Origin of the sequence: Paludibacterium flexuosum, from assembly GCF_037076605.1 — a bacterium.
In the GTDB taxonomy this organism is placed as follows: Bacteria; Pseudomonadota; Gammaproteobacteria; order Burkholderiales; family Chromobacteriaceae; genus Paludibacterium.
Genome location: NZ_AP029060.1, coordinates 542,471 through 559,423 on the forward strand (window position 1 = coordinate 542,471; position 16,953 = coordinate 559,423).

Annotated in this window: 17 protein-coding genes; 12 read left to right on the plus strand and 5 right to left on the minus strand. The window is 60.7% G+C overall.

The annotated features are described in order from the left end of the window. Positions 1–46 precede the first annotated feature (46 nt). Complete coding sequence (locus tag AACH39_RS02585; RefSeq protein WP_338620817.1) at positions 47–1,426, plus strand: glycosyl hydrolase family 28-related protein; 1,380 nt, start codon at positions 47–49, stop codon at positions 1,424–1,426. Between the two features lie 38 nt (positions 1,427–1,464). On the opposite strand, the gene AACH39_RS02590 is transcribed toward AACH39_RS02585, so the two are convergent. Beyond that, entirely contained in the window at positions 1,465–2,022 is a 558-nt protein-coding gene (locus AACH39_RS02590) for a thymidine kinase (protein WP_215782582.1), read from the minus strand. A 149-nt stretch (positions 2,023–2,171) separates the two neighbouring features. On the opposite strand from AACH39_RS02590, the gene AACH39_RS02595 reads away from it, so the two are divergent. Continuing rightward, the gene (locus AACH39_RS02595) at positions 2,172–2,657 is read left to right on the plus strand and encodes a YajQ family cyclic di-GMP-binding protein (RefSeq protein WP_338620818.1); all 486 of its coding nucleotides are present in this window, start codon (positions 2,172–2,174) and stop codon (positions 2,655–2,657) included. A gap of 22 nt (positions 2,658–2,679) precedes the next feature. Here AACH39_RS02595 and AACH39_RS02600 read toward each other — a convergent pair whose 3' ends face one another. The 4 genes from AACH39_RS02600 to AACH39_RS02615 all read right to left on the minus strand — a co-directional run bounded on the left by AACH39_RS02600 (position 2,680) and on the right by AACH39_RS02615 (position 6,905). Further along, a complete protein-coding gene (locus AACH39_RS02600) occupies positions 2,680–3,693 on the minus strand; it encodes an FUSC family protein (protein ID WP_338620819.1) in 1,014 nt (337 codons plus the stop codon). 6 nt (positions 3,694–3,699) lie between these two features. After that, the gene (gene nudC, locus AACH39_RS02605) at positions 3,700–4,500 is read right to left on the minus strand and encodes an NAD(+) diphosphatase (protein WP_215782579.1); all 801 of its coding nucleotides are present in this window, start codon (positions 4,498–4,500) and stop codon (positions 3,700–3,702) included. A 73-nt stretch (positions 4,501–4,573) separates the two neighbouring features. Next, positions 4,574–5,689 carry a YbdK family carboxylate-amine ligase gene (locus tag AACH39_RS02610; RefSeq protein WP_338620820.1) on the minus strand — a complete coding sequence of 372 codons (1,116 nt, stop codon included), beginning with the start codon at positions 5,687–5,689 and terminating at the stop codon, positions 4,574–4,576. Positions 5,690–5,705: 16 nt separating this feature from the next. Continuing rightward, the gene (locus tag AACH39_RS02615) at positions 5,706–6,905 is read right to left on the minus strand and encodes a cation:proton antiporter (RefSeq protein WP_215782577.1); all 1,200 of its coding nucleotides are present in this window, start codon (positions 6,903–6,905) and stop codon (positions 5,706–5,708) included. Between the two features lie 108 nt (positions 6,906–7,013). Here AACH39_RS02615 and AACH39_RS02620 point away from each other — a divergent pair, with 108 nt between their 5' ends. From AACH39_RS02620 to bamA, 10 genes are all read left to right on the plus strand, one after another. Then, positions 7,014–7,199, plus strand: coding sequence for a hypothetical protein (locus AACH39_RS02620; RefSeq protein WP_338620821.1), 186 nt, complete (start codon positions 7,014–7,016; stop codon positions 7,197–7,199). A gap of 142 nt (positions 7,200–7,341) precedes the next feature. Next, a complete protein-coding gene (gene rpsB, locus AACH39_RS02625) occupies positions 7,342–8,070 on the plus strand; it encodes a 30S ribosomal protein S2 (protein WP_215782575.1) in 729 nt (242 codons plus the stop codon). Positions 8,071–8,149: 79 nt separating this feature from the next. Then, positions 8,150–9,016: a translation elongation factor Ts gene (gene tsf / locus AACH39_RS02630; RefSeq protein WP_215782574.1), complete on the plus strand. Its 867-nt coding sequence runs from the start codon at positions 8,150–8,152 to the stop codon at positions 9,014–9,016. A 101-nt stretch (positions 9,017–9,117) separates the two neighbouring features. Further along, positions 9,118–9,843: a UMP kinase gene (gene pyrH / locus AACH39_RS02635; RefSeq protein WP_215782573.1), complete on the plus strand. Its 726-nt coding sequence runs from the start codon at positions 9,118–9,120 to the stop codon at positions 9,841–9,843. Between the two features lie 74 nt (positions 9,844–9,917). Next, on the plus strand, positions 9,918–10,475 hold the full coding sequence (gene frr / locus AACH39_RS02640) for a ribosome recycling factor (RefSeq protein WP_215782572.1): 558 nt from the start codon (positions 9,918–9,920) through the stop codon (positions 10,473–10,475). Between the two features lie 9 nt (positions 10,476–10,484). Further along, positions 10,485–11,234, plus strand: a complete 750-nt coding sequence (gene uppS / locus AACH39_RS02645; protein WP_215782683.1) for a polyprenyl diphosphate synthase — start codon at positions 10,485–10,487, stop codon at positions 11,232–11,234. A 2-nt stretch (positions 11,235–11,236) separates the two neighbouring features. After that, the gene (locus tag AACH39_RS02650) at positions 11,237–12,043 is read left to right on the plus strand and encodes a phosphatidate cytidylyltransferase (RefSeq protein ID WP_215782571.1); all 807 of its coding nucleotides are present in this window, start codon (positions 11,237–11,239) and stop codon (positions 12,041–12,043) included. A gap of 80 nt (positions 12,044–12,123) precedes the next feature. After that, complete coding sequence (gene ispC / locus AACH39_RS02655) at positions 12,124–13,305, plus strand: 1-deoxy-D-xylulose-5-phosphate reductoisomerase (RefSeq protein WP_215782570.1); 1,182 nt, start codon at positions 12,124–12,126, stop codon at positions 13,303–13,305. Next, positions 13,305–14,648, plus strand: a complete 1,344-nt coding sequence (gene rseP / locus AACH39_RS02660; RefSeq protein ID WP_338620822.1) for an RIP metalloprotease RseP — start codon at positions 13,305–13,307, stop codon at positions 14,646–14,648. The genes ispC and rseP overlap by 1 nt, the downstream gene beginning before the upstream one ends. Positions 14,649–14,657: 9 nt before the next feature. After that, on the plus strand, positions 14,658–16,940 hold the full coding sequence (bamA, locus tag AACH39_RS02665) for an outer membrane protein assembly factor BamA (protein WP_215782568.1): 2,283 nt from the start codon (positions 14,658–14,660) through the stop codon (positions 16,938–16,940). The last annotated feature ends 13 nt before the right edge of the window (positions 16,941–16,953 follow it).

The window sequence follows — 16,953 nt, forward strand, 5'->3', positions numbered from 1 at the left end:
CTGGGTGTGGTGCGATACATTCCGGGTTTTATCCGGATGATGTGTAATGCGTAAATGGTGGCTGGCTGCTTGTTTATTAGGTGGGGTGCTGAATCTGCAAGAGGTATGGGCAGCCCAGTGTGGTTCGGAGACGATGCCTGTGGACAGGGGCGCCTTGCGCTGTGCGCTGGATCTGGGCGTGGTGGCGAATGCGGATGAGGATCAGCGTGAAAAGATCATGGCCGCGCTCACCACAGCTGCCAGTCAGCATGAAGGCGTGTATTTCCCGAGCGGGGTATATCGCATTGAAGGCGATTTGGTCCTTGGGTCTTATATGAGCATGGTCGGCTCAGAAGCGGGATTGACCATCTTTCGCAGTGTCAGCACTGAACGCTCTCCCAAGGTAGGGGAGCAAAACTACTCCGTCCCCGTGACGGATCTGACGATCCGCGACATGGTCTTTGATAATGTCGTGGTGGATTTTTATGGTAACCGCAAGGCGCGGATTGCGATCAGCCATGACGCGTTCCTCAATACGGTCGGCGCCGAGCAGTTATCCGTTGCCCATGTGCCCTATCAGGTGATTGGCAACGTCTTTATGCGGGACAGTGCACACCCCGGCAGCGCCCTGAGTACTTATCGCAATGTGTCCACCCTGATCGAGGGTAATTATCTTGGCGATGCCGCCAATCAGGCGAAGGCTGCCGCTTATCTGGACAGCGAGACGGATGCCCTGATCACCCGGATACAGGCGTCGGCCCGAGCCGGCGGGCTGGTCATGCTGCCGGATCAAGGCAACTTCATCAATGGCTGGTATGCCACGGATGGTTTGAGCAATTCCACCTTCCGCCGCAACTTCTTTGCCGGCAATGATTTACCCTTGCTGCTCAATCCGCTTACTGGCAAGTACGAGCTTGGTCGTGACCATAACGTCTATATCAAGCAGTACAACAATGTAGATGTTTATCAGAATTACTTTGCCGGCTGGCCGGATGATGAATCGGGCGGTTTGAAATTTCGCAATGCTCAGGGCCTGACTTTTGCCGCCAATTACCTCGATCACATTTCAGTGGTGGCGCGCAGTTACGACAATAGTGCCACCATGCTGATGGATGACAGCTATTTCTTTAATAATCAGATCGAGCGCGGTGGCATTGGTTACTGGCAGAATTTTACTGATACGGCAGACAAGCATATCGAGGTGAAGGATTTTCTGGTGTTTGACAATCTGTTTGACGCTGTTGACGACCACAGTTGTCGGGTAAGCACCACCAATAGAAATATTGGCGGTGAGTTCTTGGCGAATTTTGCCAGCAACCATTTTGCTGACGGATTGGCGGTGCCGGAATGTGACTTTACCGATATGCCACTGGATCAGTTGGTGGCACGCTTGCCCGAGAGCAAGCGTGTGTACTTGACCGTGCAGCCGATTCAGCCTGGTGCGTGAGCCGGGCCGGCAGGCGCCGTGCACTGCACGGCGTCTGCTTATTGCGCTTTATAGAAGCACTTGGCGCAGACAGAGCGGTAACGCGCCTCGCTGCCGATTTCGATTTGCGGCCCATCGACAATGCGTTTGCCCTGGCTGTCGACCCGCAGATGCATGGTGGCCTTGCGGCCGCACAGGCAGATGGTGCGGATTTCCTCCAGGTCCTCAGCGAGGGTCAGCAGGTGGGCCGAGCCGGGGAAGGGTTGGCCCTGAAAGTCCGAGCGCAGGCCGAAGCAGATCACCGGGATATTGCGCAGGTGGGCCAGACGGTGCAGTTGGGTGACTTGCTGCGGGGTCAGAAACTGCGCCTCGTCAATCAGCAGGCAGGCGGTTTGCGTCAGCGGCAGGGCAAAGAAGTCCAGTTGATCGTCGAAGGTCAGGGCGTCGCGCTGAATGTCGAGCCGCGAGGTGATCTTGCCGCTGCCATAGCGGTCATCGATGGCCGCTGTGTACAGGGTGACGCTCATCCCCAGACTTTCGTAATTATTGGCGATTTGCAGTAGCAGGGTGCTTTTGCCGCTGTTCATTGCCGCGTAGCGGAAAAAAAGCTTGGCCATGATGCGTGGGTCCGGGAAGTTCAGCTGGGGCGAGATATTATCAAATGAGATTGGTCTATTCCAATCGATTTTTATTGATGTGTCGGGTGACAGCAGGCCCCTTGGTCTCTAAAATTTGGCGGTTTAGTGCTAACTGACAAGTGAGTATCATGCCGTCATTCGATATCGTTTCTGAAGTCAATCAGGTGGAAGTGCGCAATGCGGTGGACCAGGCCAACAAGGAAGTCTCCACGCGTTATGATTTCAAAGGCAGCGATGCGCGTATCGAGGCCAGTGACAAGGTGCTGACCTTGTTTGCCGATGCCGAGTTTCAGCTGGATCAGGTCAAGGACATCCTGCTTGGCAAGCTGGCCAAGCGCGGGGTGGATGTGCGCTGCCTGGATCATGGCAAGCTGGAAAAGGTCAGCGGTAACAAGGTGAAGCAGGTGATCACGGTTCGCGAAGGGATCGAGACCGAGCTGTCGAAGAAGATCGTCCGCCTGATCAAGGACTCGAAGCTCAAGGTGCAGGCCAGTATCCAGGGTGAGGCCGTACGGGTCAGCGGCGCCAAGCGCGACATTCTGCAGGAATGCATTGCGCTGATGCGCAAGGAAATTACCGACTTCCCGATTCAGTTCAATAATTTCCGCGATTAAATCACCGGTCTGACCCCGGTGGTCATTGTCCAGGCAGGCGCGGCGTGGCGAACGGCAGGCCGTTGCCTTCGCCGCGCAGCTTGGGCAGGGCGTCGTCCAGCGTCTCCGCCAGCGCCTCCAGATGGCGTGCCAGGGTAAGGTTCAGCCAGGCTTGCTGCGGGCTGGGGGGGATGGCTGGCGGCGGAAAGTCGCCAGCCGGAATGTCAAATTGCTGTGCCAGCCGCTGCAGGGCGGCAACCACCCGGTCGTGCCCCGATTCTGCCGAGCTGTCGGGCGTGCGCTGCGGGTCGCTGGCCTCGCTGGCGAGGAATTCGATCGTGATGCGCGCATGGTGCAGCTGACTGAGGATGGCTTTCAACACCTTGTTGCCAAGCCGGGTTTCGCGAGCCACGGCGGCAATCAGCTCGCGCATCTTGGTGTGCCGGCTGGCCAGGCCCTCCGCCAGCGTGCTGTTGTATTCGCCGCTGGCATTCATTTCCCGATACAACCAGCTGATCCCCTCCAGGCTTTCTTCCAGCATGAAGCTCCAGTGGTCTCGTGCGCGCTCCGGGAAGAGCATGCCGAATGCGATGGCCAGCACTACACCGGCATAGACATTGACCATCCGCCACAGGCCGACGTCGAAGCTGCTGTTGGTCGAGACGATGGCCAGGGTGATACAGGTGAGCAGGGCGATGTAGCCACCGCCGCGCACCGCCCAGAAGCCGCCGTAGCCGATGATGGCCAGAATCGCCAGCGAGGCCAGCGGGGGGAAGTTGTGGGTCAGGAAGATCACCAGAAAGCCGCCCAGCGCTCCCAGCGTGGTGCCGATCAGTCTTTGTTTGCCTTTTTCTACGATGCTGCCGGTATGGGGCAGGCTGCCCATGACGACGGCGACCGTCACCGTCATCCAGACCGCGTGGGGCTCATTGAGGAGCTCGCCGATCAGTCTGGCGGTGAGGAAGGCCAGGGCCAGGCGCAGGCCATGAATCACCGCCAGCTGGTGGTAGCGGAAGCGCGGGTGTAGCCAGTGGTTGAGTTGGCGGCGAAGGTCCATGCGCGATCAGTCCGGTTGTGCCTGCTGTTGCCGGATTTCCCGGATGACGTGCTGCAGTAGCGACCAGGCGATGCTGGCGCGAAATGGCAGCGTCGGCAGCTGGTCGACGTCAAACCATTGCGCGTCTTCGATTTCGCCGGCCTGCGGCACGATGTCGCCGTCCAGGTAGTCGGCGACAAAGGCCAGCATCAGCGAGTGCGGGAAGGGCCAGGACTGTGAAGCGACGTAGCGCAGATTGTGAATGCGCACGCCGACCTCTTCGAAGGTCTCGCGGTGTACGCACTGCTCCAGCGTTTCGCCGGGCTCGACGAAGCCTGCCAGCGCACTGTAGACCCCTTCGGCAAAATGCGGGGCGCGCGCCAGCAGGATCTGTCGTCCCCGGGTGATCGCCACCATCATGGCCGGGGCCAGCCGGGGGTAGTAATGGGCATTGCAGGCAGGGCAACGCTTGCCGCTGTCGTGGCTGTTTTGCAGCAGGGGGCCGGCGCAGTGGCCGCAGAAGCGGTGTTCGCGCTCGAAGGTCAGCAGCTGGCGCGCGCGCGCCAGCGCCTGACGCATTGGTTCGTCGGCTTCGGCCAGCAGGGGGCGCAGAGCGGTCCAGCGGCTGCCGGCGGGCGGCGGGCCGACCAGTTCGGCGCTGTAGCAGTCGTGGCCGTCTGCTGTGCCGATGTGGCGCCTGCCGGTCAGGGAGAGTCCGAGGTCGCTGTCGGGCAGGCGGTCCTGCAGCAGCAGGACCTGGCCTTCGTGCCAGATGAACCAGCGTGCCGGGTGGTTTTCTGCTTGTTGTTCTCCGTTGCTTGCGCTCACCAGACTATTCCCGATCTGTTTATCAAGCGCTGATTCTAACAAGCCCGGGTTGGCGGATCAAAAGCCGCCATGCTCAGGCGTCATACATCCAGCGCTCGCTTTGATGGCGCACCGTGTCGGACAGTGAGCCGCTGAGGTTGAAGCGGGTGCGCAGCCAGTCGCTGTCGCTCTGGCGCCGGGCGACGCGCTCGCGCAGTTGCAGGCGGCAGTCCTCCAGGCCGAGTGCCTGCGCACTGTCGCTCAGGCGATCGAAGGTGCCGAGCATGTCCTCCAGCAGACTCAGGCGCTGCTGCCCGCCGCCGGGGATGATGTCGCCGTCCAGACCGAAACGGCAGGCCTGGAAGCGGTTGTAGGTGTAAGGCAGGTACAGCGCACTGTCGATCGCATTCCAGTTGGTCTCCAGGCAGTGATGGGCCAGCATGCGGGCATAGCCGGCCAGCAGCGGGGCGAGCCCCAGCGTCAGCGGCGTGTCGCAGATGCGGATTTCCACGGTGCCGAATTCCGGCTTGGGACGAATATCCCAGTAAAAGTCTTTCATGCTGGCGACGATGCCCAGGTCATGCATTTGGCCGAAATAGTGATTGAAGCTGTCCCAGTTCTGTACCGGCGGCATGCAGCCGGACAATGGAAAGGCGTTGACGCTGGACAGGCGCGACGTCTGGAACAGGGTGTCTGCGCCCTGATAGAACGGCGAGGAGGCTGACAGGGCGATGAAGTGCGGGATGTAGCGCGACAAAAAGTGTGTCAGCCGCACGGCGCTGTCGCCATCCGGGCAGCCGACGTGGATGTGCTGGCCAAAGACGGTGAACTGCTTGGCCAGGTAGCCGTAGAGTTCGGATACCAGTTGGTAGCGTTCCTTGGGGTAGATGCGTTGCTCGCCCCAGCGCTGGAAGGGGTGGGCGCCGCCCCCGGCCAGGCCGAGGTTGAGCTTTTCGGCGCTCTGGTTGAGGAGCTCGCGGATGGCGTGCAGCTCCTGGCGCATGCTGCCCAGTTCTTCATGTACGCCGGTGGCGATTTCGATCATGCCCTGGGTGATTTCCGGCTTGATGTCGTAGCCGTGGGCCTGGCGGTCCAGCAGTGTCAGCAGGTCGTCCGAGCCGCGCGTCAGATTGTAGTCGCGGCGGTTGACGATCATCAGTTCCAGTTCCACGCCGAGGGTGAGGGGCTGGCTGGGTTTGAATTCGAGCATGGGCGTCTCCTCAGGTTCAGTGGGTTTGGCTGGTTTCGCCGGCGAGGCGCAGGGCCAGCTGTGTCAGGGGCGGGCCGGCCAGTTCGGTGAAGCAGAGCATGGCGACGATGAGGGGCAGGATGGTGCCGACGCCGGGCGGCAGCAGGGTGCTGGCAGACAGCAGGGCCAGGTTGGCGGTGCCGGACATCGGCATCAGCGCCAGGCCCATCAGGGCGCCGCGACGGCGGCTCAGTCCGTTGGCGTGTGCCATCAGGCTGCCGACTGCGACCTGTACGCCGCTGCGCAGGGCGACCAGCAGCAGCGCCAGTGGCCATAGCTCGCTCAGTACGCGCAGATCGAGGCGGGTGCCGGCGATGACGAACAGTGCGGCAAAGAACACCACGCTGTGACGTACGACCCAGGGGCTGCCGACGGCATAGCCATGCGGCAGATTGCGCGTCGAGAGGCCGAAGATCAGCAGGGCCAGTGCCGGCAGCAGCTGCAGGGCGCTCGACAGGCCGACGGTCAGAGCGATGAGTGCAAACAGCAGCACCTCCTGGGCTTCGCGGAACTGGGCGCCGATCCAGCGGTTGAGGTGAATCGCCGCCAGGCCGCTGGCAAGGCCGATGGCGGCCGAGCCGAGTAACAGCCAGCCGGGCTGAAGCAACCATTGTTCGACAGCTTGTCCGCTGACCTGGCGTCCCCAGGCGAGTACCAGACCGTAGCCGGTGAGTGCCAGCAGATTGCCGATGCCGGCGCAGGCCACCAGGCGCTCGCTGACCTGGCCCTCGGCGCGGCTTTCGCGCAGGACTTCCAGCAGGATGGCCGGTGAGCAGGATAGTGCCAGGGCGGCCAGCAGTGCCGCGCCGCTGAGGCTCATGCCAAAGGCGGGGGTGACCAGCAGCAGGGTGGTGAAGCTGATGGCGGCGCTGCCCAGGGCAGTCAGCAGCAGAATGCGTTCGCGGCGCAGCCAGTGCAGGTCGATGCGCCGGCCGAGTTCGAACAGTGCAATGCCGAGGGCCAGCTGGGCGAACAGGTCGGAGGCATCGATCAGGGGCTGACTGATCAGGCCCAGCCCGTGCGGGCCGATGATCAGTCCGGTGACAATGTAACCGGTGACGGTCGGGATGGTGCTGCTTTTGCGGGCGAGTTGTCCGCCCAGGATGCCGAGCGCCAGGATGATGCCCAGGGCGGTCAGCGGATTGAGCAGGGTGAGCGAGGCGACGTTGATGGTCATGCGTTCCTCTCGTTGTTGTGGCGTAAACTATAGGGACAGATATGCAGCCCGCTAAGTTCATGCAAATGTTTTATAGTTTCAGGCGGACGGGCTTTTTTCGGGGGTGAAATGGTCGTTGTTTTGTTGGCCTGGCTGTATGTGATCGTGATTTTCGCCGTTGCGCAAACCACGATGGCGGCGACGGTGTCGGTGTTGTTTTTTCTGGGGGTGCTGCCGGTGCTGGGCATGGGGTGGGTGTTGCGGCGTCGGCGCAGAATGCGTCTGGCCCGTCTGGAAAAACGGGTAAAAGCTTGAGTTTGTCTTATGCGGGGTGATAAAATCCCGCGTCCCCCATTTTTCGGGGGAAAATAACGCACATCCGCGCCAAAGGGTGCCTGCTGCATGATGCAGGGGTTGTCTGCGCGGATGGAGGCCTAACCCTTTAAGGAGTTTTTGTATGTCCACCAACGTTACCATGCGTCAAATGCTGGAAGCCGGCGTTCACTTCGGCCACCAGACCCGTTTCTGGAACCCGAAGATGTCGCAGTTCATCTTTGGCAGCCGCAACAAGATTCACATCATCAACCTGGAAAAGACCCTTCCGATGTTCGTGGAAGCCCAGGAATATGTGCGTCGTCTGGCCGGCAACAAGGGTACTGTCCTGTTCGTAGGCACCAAGCGTCAGGCGCGTGAGATCGTCCGTGAAGAAGCAACCCGTTGCGGTATGCCGTTCGTCGACCATCGCTGGCTCGGCGGCATGCTGACCAACTACAAGACCGTCAAGCAGTCCATCAAGCGCCTGGAAGACAAGCGCGCCGTACTCGAAGGCGCTGGCGAAACCGGTTACAACAAGAAGGAACTGTTGGATCTGGAGCGCGAAGTGGCCAAGCTGGAGCGTTCGCTCGGCGGTATCAAGGACATGAAGGGCCTGCCGGACGCGATCTTCGTGATCGACACCGGTTATCAGAAGGGCGCCATCGTCGAAGCCAAGAAGCTGGGTATCCCGGTCATTGGCGTTGTTGATACCAACAACTCGCCGGAAGGCATCGACTATGTCGTGCCGGGTAACGATGACTCCAGTCGCGCTATCCGCCTGTACGCTCGTGGTATCGCTGACGCCGTGCTGGAAGGCCGTGCCCAGTCGATCCAGGAAATCGTTGCTGCCGAACCGGCAGCGGCCGAGTAAGGTCGAGGCATGAAAGGGGCGCCAGCCCCTTTTTTTGGCCTGAGCTTCACGTAACGGAAAATTTTAAGGAGTTTCTAGCATGGCGGAAATTACCGCAAAGATGGTCGCCGACCTCCGCGCCTCGACCGGCATGGGTATGATGGAATGCAAAAAGGCACTGGTTGAAGCCGAGGGCGACCTGAAGCGCGCCGAAGAAATCCTGCGCATCAAGTCCGGCGGCAAGGCTGCCAAGCTGGCTGGCCGTACTGCTGCCGAAGGTGTGATCTCCACCTTCACCGAAGGCACCGTTGGTGCCATGGTTGAAGTCAACTGCGAAACCGACTTCGTGGCCAAGGATGAAACCTTCCTGGCGTTTGCCAAGGCTGCTGCCGAAGCGGTCGTCAAGGCCAATCCGGCTGACGTCGAAGCGCTGGGCGCCGTGGTTGTCGGTGGCCAGTCGGTTGAAGAAATCCGCAAGGCGGCCATCGCCAAGCTGGGCGAGAACATGTCGGTTCGCCGTTTCGTTCGCTACGAAACCGCCGGCAAGATCGCTACCTACCTGCACGGCAGCAAGATCGGCGTGATCGTTGACTTCGTTGGTGAAGACCAGCTGGGTCGCGACATCGCCATGCATGTTGCTGCCTCCAAGCCGATCTGCGTTTCCAAGGATCAGGTTCCGGCCGAGACCCTGGAAACCGAACGTCGCATCTATACCGAGCAGGCAGCCCAAAGCGGCAAGCCGGCCGATATCGTGGCCAAGATGGTTGAAGGCCGTGTGACCAAGTATCTGGCTGAAGTGACCCTGCTGGGTCAGCCGTTCGTCAAGAACCCGGATCAGACCGTCGAGAAGCTGCTCGCTGAAAAGAGCGCCAGCGTCAAGGCGTTCGCCATGTTCGTGGTCGGCGAAGGCATCGAGAAGAAGGTTGTGGACTACGCTGCCGAAGTGGCCGCCGCTGCCAAGATCTGATTTTCGCATTTCGTAGTTGGCACAACGACGGCACCCTGCTTCAGGGTGCCGTTTTGTCAGGCGAAGCCTGTTTAACAAAAATCACTACCGAGGTCTCCGCAATGAGCCAAGTTCCCGCCTTCAAACGCATTCTGTTGAAATTATCCGGTGAAGCCCTGATGGGCGATGACAGCTATGGCATCAACCGGCCCACGATCGAGCAGATCGTGCAGCAAATCAAGGAGGTGGCCGAGCTGGGCGTGCAGATCGGCATTGTGATCGGTGGCGGCAATATCTTCCGTGGCGTGGCGCCGGCAGCCGCCGGCATGGATCGTGCCACGGCGGATTATATGGGCATGATGGCCACGGTCATGAATGCCCTGGCACTGAAGGATGCCATGACGCGCGTAGGTCTGGTGGCGCGCGTGCAGTCCGCGCTGACCATGCAGCAGATTGCCGAACCGTATGTGCGCGGCAAGGCGATGCAGTATCTGGAAGAGGGCAAGATCGTGATTTTTGCTGCCGGTACCGGTAACCCTTTCTTTACTACCGACACGGCGGCAGCACTGCGCGGCATGGAAATGAATGTCGACATCATGCTGAAGGCCACCAAGGTGGATGGTGTCTATACGGCCGACCCCAAGAAGGATCCGGCGGCGACCCGTTATGCCTCGCTGACCTTCGATGAAGCCATTTCGCGCAATCTGAAGGTCATGGACGCCACGGCGTTTGCGCTGTGCCGTGATCAGCACCTGGATATCAAGGTATTCAGCATCTTTAAGGATGGTGCGCTGAAGCGTGTCGTGCTTGGCGAAGATGAAGGCACGCTGGTACACTGCCAAGCTTGAATAATGATGATCGGGCGGAATCGGCGCTCTGCCGCTTCCGCTTTGTTTTTCCCAGTTTCACTGTTGGAGTCAGCATGATTAACGAAGTCAAGAAATCGGCCGAGCAGAAGATGCAGAAGTCTCTGGAAGCCTTCAAACACGATCTGGCCAAAGTGCGTACCGGCCGTGCGCATACCGGCATTCTTGATCACATCATGGTGGATTATTACGGTAACGACACCCCGATCAACCAGGTTGCCAGCGTCACCCTGATCGATGCCCGCACCATTGGCGTGCAGCCGTGGGAAAAGCCCATGCTGGCCAAGGTGGAGAAGGCCATCCGTGATTCCGATCTGGGCCTGAACCCGGCGGCCATGGGCGAGATCATCCGCGTGCCGATGCCGATGCTGACCGAAGAACGCCGCCGCGATCTGATCAAGGTCGTGCGCGCCGAGGCGGAGAATGCCCGCGTTGCCGTGCGCAACGTGCGTCGCGATGCCAATAACGAATTCAAAACCCTGCTCAAGGACAAGGACATCACCGAAGATGACGAGCGCCGTGGCCAGGATGACATCCAGAAGCTCACTGACAAGTATGTGGCCGAGATCGACAAGGCCCTGTCGGTCAAGGAATCCGAGCTGATGGCGGTATAAAGCGTGGCCCTGTTTGGAAGTTCGACCCAGGTGGTGCCGGATGCCCCGGTGGTGCCGCGTCACATTGCCATCATCATGGATGGCAATGGGCGCTGGGCCAAGAAGCGCCTGCTGCCTCGCGTGGCGGGCCACAAGCGAGGCCTGGATGCCGCACGCAACATCGTCACCGCCTGCCGCAAGCTGGGTGTCGAATACCTGACGCTGTTCGCGTTTTCCACCGAAAACTGGCGCCGGCCGCAAGATGAAGTGTCCTTCCTGATGGAGCTGTTTCTGCGGGCGCTGGAGAGCGAAGTCGAGCGGCTGCAGGACAACAACATACGTCTGCGGGTCGTCGGCAATCGCGAGCGCTTCGCGCCATCGCTGGTTGAACGCATTGCCGCAGCCGAGACGCGCACGGCGGCGAATACCGGGCTGGTGCTGACCATTGCGGCCGATTACGGCGGGCGCTGGGATGTACTGCAGGCAGCCAATGCCCTGGTGGCCGATGGCGTGACCCAGATTGACGAAGCGGCGCTGGCCTCGCGTCTGGCCATGTCTTACGCGCCGGAGCCCGACCTGTTCATCCGTACGGGCGGCGAGCAGCGGATCAGCAATTTCCTGATCTGGCAGCTGGCCTATGCCGAACTGTACTTTACTGATGAACTCTGGCCTGACTTCGATGCAGGTGCTCTGGACCGGGCGATTGTGTCCTATCGTGAACGCGAGCGTCGCTTCGGTCAGACCAGTGAACAACTTCCCGAGGCCCGGCGTCGGGGCTGAACATGCTTAAAACCCGTATCCTCACAGCCCTGGTCCTGTTGCCGTTGATGCTCGCCGCGCTGTTTGGCTTTCCGACCCTGCAATGGCAGGGTTTTTCCGCCCTGGTCTGCGGGCTGGCCCTGTGGGAATTTGCCCGCATGGCCGGTTTCAGCCCGCGTGACAATGCCCTCTACCTGATCATTTCCGCCCTGCTGGCGGGGTTGATTGGCTGGCGTCACTGGGAGATGCCGGTCGCCATGCACGGACTGGTGCTGGTCTTCTGGCTGTTGCTGGTGCCGCTGTGGTTGCGCCGTCGCTGGGCCTTGCCCAAGGGACTGGCCGCTGGCGTGCTGGGCTGGCTGCTGATGTTCCCCGCCTGGTTTGCCATGGTGAACTGGCGTGCGGTCGCCGATCTGGCGCATGGCCGCCAGTTGCTGGCGATCATGGCCCTGGTCTGGGTGGCTGACGTGGCAGCCTACTTTGCCGGCAAGGCTTTCGGGCGCCACAAGCTGGCCCCGGCCATCAGTCCCGGCAAGAGCCGGGAAGGGGTGCTGGGTGCGCTGGTCGCTGTGGCGCTGTTTGCCGTCTGGGTCGGTCAGGCCGGCTGGATGTTGTTGCCGCTGTCGTCCCTCGGCCTGCTGCTGCTGGCCCTGCCGCTGACCCTGGTGAGCGTGTGTGGCGACCTGCTCGAGTCCTGGTTCAAGCGCGGGGCGGGGATGAAGGACAGCAGTGCGCTGTTGCCCGGCCACGGCGGGGTGTATGACCGGATTGACAGCCTGGTGGCCGTGCTGGCCGTCAGTAACGCCCTGCGGGTTCTGGCCGGGTGGTAAGGGTCGGCGGCCCTGCCGCCTGATCCGCTTCTTGCCGTACGCGTGGCGTGCGGTACTACGATGATTCCCGAGTTCGATAGATGAAACCTCAAGGTATTGCCGTACTTGGTGCAACGGGCAGTATTGGCGTCAATACGCTGGACGTGCTGGCTCGCCACCCTGAAACCTACCGGGTGGTGGTGCTGACCGGCAACCAGCAGGTTGAGCGTATGCTGCAGCAGTGCCGCCAGTTTCTGCCACGGCTGGCTATCATGGCCGATGAGGCCAGTGCCGTCCGGCTGCGCCAGTTGCTGCAGGAGCAGGGTATTCCGGGCATTGAGGTTGGCCATGGCGCCCAAGCGCTGGTCGATGCGGTTCAGCTGCCTGAGGTCGATGTCGTCATGGCGGCGATTGTCGGGGCAGCAGGGCTGCCCTCGGCGCTGGCTGCCGCACAGGCAGGCAAACGCGTGCTGCTGGCCAACAAGGAGGCCCTGGTGGTGGCCGGTCGCCTCTTCATGCAGGCGGTCACCTCGGGTGGCGCCACATTGCTGCCGGTCGATAGTGAGCACAGCGCCATTTTCCAGTCGTTGCCGGGGCATTGGTGCGGTGATCTGGATGCGGCCGGTGTCAGCAAGATCATTTTGACCGCCTCCGGCGGTCCCTTTCGCACCCGCGACGCGGCCACTTTCTCCGAGATCACCCCGCAGGACGCCTGCCGTCACCCCAACTGGGAGATGGGGCGCAAGATATCAGTGGACTCTGCCTCGCTGATGAACAAGGGGCTTGAGGTGATTGAGGCCCACTGGCTGTTTAATGCCCCGGTGGATCGCATCGAGGTGGTCATTCATCCGCAAAGCGTGATCCACTCGATGGTGCAGTATCGCGATGGCTCGGTGATGGCACAGCTCGGTTCGCCCGACATGCGTACCCCGATCGCCTGTGCCCTGGCCTGGCCTGGCCGGATGGATGCCGGGGTGCCGCCGCTCGATTTTCGTGCGCTCTCGGCGCTGACCTTCGAGCAGCCCGACCTGGCGCGTTTTCCCTGTCTGTCGCTGGCTTTTGCGGCCCTGCGAACCGGCGGTGACGCCCCGGCGGTGCTGAATGCCGCCAATGAGGTGGCCGTGGCCGCCTTCCTCGACGGGCGTGCCCGCTTCGTGGATATTCCGGCGCTGGTCGATGCCGCGCTGAGCCGTCTGGATCTTTCCGCCAGCCATACCCTTGCCGAGCTGCTCGACAAGGATCAGGCGACACGGGCATTTGTTTTGTCACAGATTGGGGTTTGATGATTACATTTATTGCCTTTCTGGTTGCCATCGGCGCCCTGGTGACCTTCCACGAATTTGGCCACTATCTCGTCGCCAAGCTGTTTGGCGTCAAGGTGCTGCGTTTCTCCATCGGTTTTGGCAAACCCCTGCTGTCCTGGCGCATGTTCGACACCGAGTGGACGATCTGCCCGATTCCGCTCGGCGGCTATGTGCGCATGCTGGACGAGCGGGAAATGGCGGTGACCGAGGCGGAGCGTCCGCACAGTTTCAATGCTCAGCATGTCCTGAAGCGAATGGCCATTGTGGTCGCGGGCCCGCTGGCCAACCTGCTGCTGGCTTTCCTGCTGTACTGGGCTGTCATGGTGCATGGCGTGGTACAGCTGCACCCCTGGGTGGGGACGGTGGTGAACGGCTCTCCCGCCGCCAGTGCCGGTTTCGTGCCGGGAGATCGCCTGCTGTCGGTGGGTAATCAGGCCGTCGATGACTGGCAGGGGGCTCGCCTGGCCCTGCTGGATCAACTGGCTGGTCGCAATGCAGCGCTGGATGTCCGCGTGCAGACCGGGCAGGGCGAGGCGGTACGCCGGGTGGATGTGCCCCGTTTTGCGGCACAGTTCGCTGCGGCGTTCGAGTCTGGCGATATCGGTATTCTGCCGGCGCGTTATCTGCCGGTGGTCGGCGCCCTCGTTGAAGGCGATGTGGCGCAGCGCGCCGGTTTCCGTGTCGGGGATGTCCTGCAAACGGTCGATGGTCGCGCGCTCACGGACTGGCAGTCGTGGGTGACGGTCATCCGCGATAATCCTGGCAAGGCACTGAATGTCGGTTTGCTGCGGGATGGCAAACCACTGACTCTGGTGTTGCGCCCTGCCTCTGTCGACAGCGGCGAAGGGTTTGTCGGCCATGCGGGACTGAGTCCGCGTGTCGATGCCGGCTGGGTCAGAAGCTTGCAGTTTACCCGGCATTTTGCCGGGGGGGAGGCTGTCGGCGCTGCGCTGGCCAAAACGTTCGATACCAGCTGGATGAGCGTGAAATTCATGGGGCGCATGCTGGCGGGGACGGCTTCCGTGGATAACTTGAGCGGCCCGCTGGTCATCGCGCGTGCTGCCGGCCAGAGCGCCCGCGAAGGGCTGGTGGCCTATCTGGAGTTTCTGGCGCTGATCAGTGTCAGTATCGGGATACTTAATTTGCTTCCGATACCGGTTCTGGATGGCGGGCACTTAATGTATTATACGGCGGAGCTTGTCAGGGGGAGGCCATTGAGCGAGCGGGTGCAACTGCTCGGACAGCGTGTCGGGTTTGCGATGCTGTTTGCTCTGATGGCCTTTGCAATGCTAAACGATATCAGCCGCCTTTTTGGGGGTTAAAAAGATCCTATGAAATTGAAACTCGTCGCGGCGGCCGTGTTGGGCCTGTCCTCTGCTGCCTGGGCTGTCGATCCGTTTGTCATCAAAGATATCAAGGTCGAAGGTCTGCAACGTACTGAAGCCGGCACGGTCTTCAACTATCTGCCGCTGAAGGTGGGAGATACCTTTACGGACCAGAAGGCCAGCGAGGCCATCAAGGCGCTGTTCGCCACCGGCTTCTTCAATGATGTGCGCGTCGAGTCGTCGAACGGCATCGTGATGGTGGAAGTGGCCGAGCGCCCGGTGATTGCTCAGCTCACCATTACCGGCTCCAAGGAGTTCGACAAGGAGCAGCTGAAGAAGGCGCTGAAGGAAAACGGTCTGGCCGAGTCGCGCGTGTTTGATCAGGGGCTGCTGGATGGCGCCGTGCAGGAACTCAAGCGCCAGTACTACAGCCGCGGCAAGTATGCGGTCGAGATCAATCCGCATATCAGCAAGCTGGATCGTAACCGGGTATCGATTTCGCTCGACATCACCGAAGGCATTACCGCCAAGATTCGTGAAATTCGCCTGGTCGGCAACCAGGCATTCGACACCTCGACCCTGATGGATCAGTTCTCCCAGACAACGGGCAGCTGGACCTCCTGGATCAGTCACGACGACCAGTACTCGAAACAGAAACTGACCGGAGACCTGGAAAAGCTGCGTGCTTTCTATCAGAACCAGGGTTACCTCGAATTCAATATCGACTCGACGCAGGTGGCGATTGCCGCTGACAAGGAGTCGGTCTATCTGACGATCAATCTGACCGAAGGCAAGCGCTATACACTGGGTGAGCTTCGGCTGGGCGGCGACCTCAAGGTGCCGGAGGCCGAGCTGCGCTCGCTGCTGCAGGTCAAGACCGGGCAGATTTTCAATCGCGAAAAAGTCAATGAAACCGTCACCGCGCTGACCGACCGTCTGGGGCGCGATGGCTATGCCTTTGCCAACGTCAATGTGGTGCCAGAGCTGGATCGCGAGCATGACATTGCCAATCTGACTTTCTTTGTCGATCCGGGTCGTCGTACTTACGTGCGCCGTATCAATATTTCCGGCAATACCAAATCTCGTGACGAGGTGATTCGCCGTGAAATGCGTCAGCTGGAAGGTGCTTACTACAACAGCGCCAACATCAAGCGCAGCAAGGAGCGCGTTGATCTGCTCGGCTATTTCGAGGACATCAACATTGAAACCCCGGCGGTCGGTGATGTGCCCGATCAGGTTGATATGAACCTGAGTCTCAAAGAGCGCTCGACTGGCAGCATCAGTGCCGGTATCGGCTTTGTTCAGGGTGAGGGTCTGCAACTGTCGGCCGGGATTTCGCAGAGCAATGTCTTCGGTTCCGGCAAGACAGCGGCATTGAATATCTCGACCGGCAAGGTCAACAAGACGCTGTCGCTGTCGTTTACCGACCCGTACTACACCACTGATGGGGTGAGCCTGGGTTATAACGTGTACCGACGCCAGTACAACCCGGACACCATCAACCTGTCGGAATACAAGACCACCAGTTCGGGGGCCAGTGTGACGGCCGGGGTGCCGGTCACCGAACGCGACCGTGTTAATTTCACGCTGGGTTTTGATGTCACCAATATCACGACCTTCAGCAATAGTCCGCAGCAGTATATTGACTATGTCAACAAGCACGGCAGCAACAGTACTACCCTGTCAGGCGGGGTGAGCTGGGGCCGTGATACGCGGGACAGCGCGCTGTGGCCGACACGTGGTTACACGGCCAATGTGTCGTTCGATGCGGGCTTGCCTGGCGGCAACGTGAACTACTATCGCCTGGGACACAGTGAGTCGTGGTTCTTCCCGCTCAGCAAGACCTATACCCTGATGCTGGGTGGGGAAGTCGGCGCCATTAACGGCTATGGCAAGACCAGCACGGTTCCGTTCTTCGATAACTACTACCTGGGCGGTATCGGATCGGTGCGCGGCTTCGACAGCGGCAGCATGGGGCCGAAAGACAGCAATGGTTACGCCCTCGGTGGTACCCGCAAGATGGTGCTCAATACCGAGCTGCTGTTCCCGTTCCCGGGCATGCGTGACAACAAGTCGGTACGCATGAGCCTGTTCGGCGATGCCGGTACCCTGTGGGATGACAAGAACCCCAGCGTGTCTGCCAGCAGCGGCTTCCGCTACTCTGGCGGTCTGGCCCTGACCTGGCTGTCGCCTGTCGGTCCGATGAAATTCAGCTATGCCGTACCGATGCACAAGCAGCAGGGCGACAAGATCCAGCGCCTGCAATTCCAGCTGGGTACCGTGTTCTAAGCGGAGGAGTGTG

Bases quoted from the DNA above. Each gene is read 5' to 3' on its own strand.
- AACH39_RS02585 (WP_338620817.1), top strand. From the start codon at position 47: ATGCGTAAATGGTGGCTGGCTGCTTGTTTATTAGGTGGGGTGCTGAAT.
- AACH39_RS02590 (WP_215782582.1), bottom strand. From the start codon at position 2,022: ATGGCCAAGCTTTTTTTCCGCTACGCGGCAATGAACAGCGGCAAAAGC.
- AACH39_RS02595 (WP_338620818.1), top strand. From the start codon at position 2,172: ATGCCGTCATTCGATATCGTTTCTGAAGTCAATCAGGTGGAAGTGCGC.
- AACH39_RS02600 (WP_338620819.1), bottom strand. From the start codon at position 3,693: ATGGACCTTCGCCGCCAACTCAACCACTGGCTACACCCGCGCTTCCGC.
- AACH39_RS02610 (WP_338620820.1), bottom strand. From the start codon at position 5,689: ATGCTCGAATTCAAACCCAGCCAGCCCCTCACCCTCGGCGTGGAACTG.
- AACH39_RS02615 (WP_215782577.1), bottom strand. From the start codon at position 6,905: ATGACCATCAACGTCGCCTCGCTCACCCTGCTCAATCCGCTGACCGCC.
- AACH39_RS02620 (WP_338620821.1), top strand. From the start codon at position 7,014: ATGGTCGTTGTTTTGTTGGCCTGGCTGTATGTGATCGTGATTTTCGCC.
- rpsB (WP_215782575.1), top strand. From the start codon at position 7,342: ATGTCCACCAACGTTACCATGCGTCAAATGCTGGAAGCCGGCGTTCAC.
- tsf (WP_215782574.1), top strand. From the start codon at position 8,150: ATGGCGGAAATTACCGCAAAGATGGTCGCCGACCTCCGCGCCTCGACC.
- pyrH (WP_215782573.1), top strand. From the start codon at position 9,118: ATGAGCCAAGTTCCCGCCTTCAAACGCATTCTGTTGAAATTATCCGGT.
- frr (WP_215782572.1), top strand. From the start codon at position 9,918: ATGATTAACGAAGTCAAGAAATCGGCCGAGCAGAAGATGCAGAAGTCT.
- AACH39_RS02650 (WP_215782571.1), top strand. From the start codon at position 11,237: ATGCTTAAAACCCGTATCCTCACAGCCCTGGTCCTGTTGCCGTTGATG.
- ispC (WP_215782570.1), top strand. From the start codon at position 12,124: ATGAAACCTCAAGGTATTGCCGTACTTGGTGCAACGGGCAGTATTGGC.
- rseP (WP_338620822.1), top strand. From the start codon at position 13,305: ATGATTACATTTATTGCCTTTCTGGTTGCCATCGGCGCCCTGGTGACC.
- bamA (WP_215782568.1), top strand. From the start codon at position 14,658: ATGAAATTGAAACTCGTCGCGGCGGCCGTGTTGGGCCTGTCCTCTGCT.